The sequence below is a fragment of the Rhizobacter sp. P2_H2 genome (genome assembly GCF_056403375.1).
Genome location: NZ_JBFUFP010000820.1, coordinates 1 through 2,487 on the forward strand (window position 1 = coordinate 1; position 2,487 = coordinate 2,487).

A 2,487-nucleotide genomic window follows, 5' to 3' on the forward strand; every position below is an offset into this window, starting at 1 on the left:
GGCGCGCGAGGTGTCCTGGGCCGCCGCGTCGGCGGGCGCGGGGCCGTCGCCGCCGCCGCAGGCGCTCAGTGCGGCCACGGCAATGGCGGAGCAGGCCGCCATCCGCCCCAGCCGATGGATGAAGTTCTCGTTCATGGTCATCTCCCTGGATCAGAGGTTAGTGGGCACGGACGCGTAGCCGCCCAGGCGGGCGGCGATCGCATCCGGAAACGACTGGGTCAGCGCGTTGTAGCTGCCGGCGAAGCGGCTGTAGCGCTCGCGGGCCTCGGCCAGCTGCGCCTCCGACTGCAGCAGCTGCCGGTGCAGGTCCTGCACCGCGGCGTCATCGCGCAGCGCGGGCTGCCGCTGCGCCGCGGCCACGAGCCGGAACAGCACGCCGGTCAGCTCGCCCTGGTTGCGCTTGAAGGCATCGAGCGCGCGCGGGTCGTCAAGCAGGCCCGGCGTGCCGGGCAACGCCGCCGCACGCGCCAGCGCGCCGCGCGCGGCCTCGACCAGCTGCGGATCGACGTCGGCTGCACGGCCGGCCGCCTGCAGCGCCGGCACGGCGAGCCGGTTGCGCTCGGCGTAGACCTGCGCGACCTGGCGCCACTCGGCCGTGCTGGCCGTGCGCGCCTCGCCGAGGCGGATCACCATCCGCGAGCCCCAGGCCGCGGCGCCGGCCGCCAGCACCAGCCCGAGGGCCAGTGCGGCGAGCCGCGCGTTGTGAGGGTGGTTCATCGCATCCCCCTCTCGTCACTTGATGGTGACCGTGCAGTTGTGCCCTGCCAGCGCCAGCCCGGTGGGCATGGGCTTGGCGCCGCTGTAGCCGATCTGCATGCCGAACTCGACGCTGCCGCTGGGCGACACCGTGCCGTTCCAGCCGGCCGGGGTGGCCACCACGCCGCGGCCGTTCTTCGTCACCGTGGCACTCCACGAGTTGGACAGCGTGAAGTCGTTCGACTCGGTCCAGCTCAGCGACCAGCCGGTGATCGGCGCCGTGCCCGTGTTGCTCAGCTTGATCGCGGGCACCTGGCCGGCTCCCCAGTCGTTGCTGGTGTCGAAGCTGATCGTGCAGTCGGCGACCACCACGTCGTTGTCGATCTCGGTGGCGGTAACGACGGCGCCGGTGTGGCCGGTGGCCGCCAGGTTGAAGCTCGCGCTGCCGTTGGCCTGGTCGGCATCCTCGGCGGCGGCGATCACCAGGTTCTGCGGCACGTTGTAGTTGGCCGGCGTGAAGGTCAGCGTGGTGGTGGCCGTGCCCAGGTCGGCGTCGCCGCCGGCGGCCTTGCTCACCGTCACCGTGACCGTCCCCGCCGGCGCCTGCGACAGGCTGACGCCGACGCTCGCGCTGGCGCCCTCGGCCACGCCCAGCGTGCCCGCGCTCAGCACGATGGCCGGCGTGCCGCCGCTGCCGTCGCCGTCGATGTTCGCGTAGTCGTTGAAGGCCATCGCGATATCGGCCTGCGCCCAGAAGCGGTGGTAGACCCAGTCGGGCGAGGCGCCGCCGGCCAGGTAGGCCTGCAGCTTCGGCCACTGCGGATCCTGCTGGTACTTCGGCCGCAGGCTCAGGAAGGTCGCGTTCGAATCGATGGTCGCACCCTGCGCGTTGGTGCCGCTCCAGCCGGAGGGCACGTAGACGCCCGAGCCGGTTGCCGGGTCGTAGGCGTCGTCGAAGCGCAGGTAGTCGGTGCGCTTCTCGGCGACGGCGATGCCCTTGCTGTCCTGGTAGCGGGTCCAGGCGCGGTCCAGCAGCTCCTTCGCGAGGGTCTTCGCAGCGGCGTTGCCGGATTTCGCGGCGTAGTGGATCAGCGTGCGCGCGAAGGCGGCGGTGGTGCCGATGTCGCTCGTGCGATCGGCCACCGTGACGCGCAGGCTGGCATTCGCGCCCGGCGAGGCGGGGTTCCAGGTGTCGGGCTGGCCGCTCCACTTCAGCGTGCTCGGGATCGCGTAGCTGCCATCGGCGTTCAGCAGCGTCTGCGCCGAGGCCCAGGCCACCCACTTGTCGAGCAGCGCCTTCGCCTTCGCGTCGCCGCTCGCGCGGTAGTACTCGGCCACCCGCTGCATCGACCACACCTGCATGCCGAACCACTCGTTCGACCCCGGGTCGTGGTAGACCGGGTTCTCGTCGTAGGCCATGCCGTAGAAGGTGGCGGTGCCGGCGGGCGGTGCGCCGTWGTTGCCGCCCCAGCTGTTGGTGGCGCCGCCGGCGATCGCGCCGTCGGCCGACTGCAGCCAGCGGTAGAACTCGAGCTGGCGGGCGAGGCTCTTGCCCCAGTCGCCGGCCGCCGTCGGCGAGCCCGGCTTGAAGTCGGCCTGCGTCGACAGCGCCCAGGCCGCGAGCGGGTTCTGGTAGCCGAAGTGGTTGTGGCTGGAGCCGATGCGCCAGGCCCAGYCGGCGCTCGCGTCGGCCGCGCCGCCCCAGGCGTAGTACCAGCTCATCAGGTAGGTCTGGTTGTCGCGCAGGCCGTTCGAATCGGGCAGGCCGGTGCCGGGCGCGCAGGCCTGCGC

The 2,487-nt window shown here is 72.4% G+C and carries 2 protein-coding genes; both read right to left on the reverse strand.

Annotated features, from left to right (window positions below; genetic code table 11):
- Nucleotides 1-150 precede the first annotated feature (150 nt).
- On the reverse strand, nt 151-717 hold the full coding sequence (locus AC1D15_RS26795) for a LemA family protein (protein WP_477828395.1): 567 nt from the start codon (nt 715-717) through the stop codon (nt 151-153).
- 15 nt (nt 718-732) lie between these two features.
- A partial coding sequence (locus AC1D15_RS26800) for a glycoside hydrolase family 48 protein (RefSeq protein ID WP_477828396.1) occupies nt 733-2,487 on the reverse strand: 1,755 nt, incomplete at its 5' end.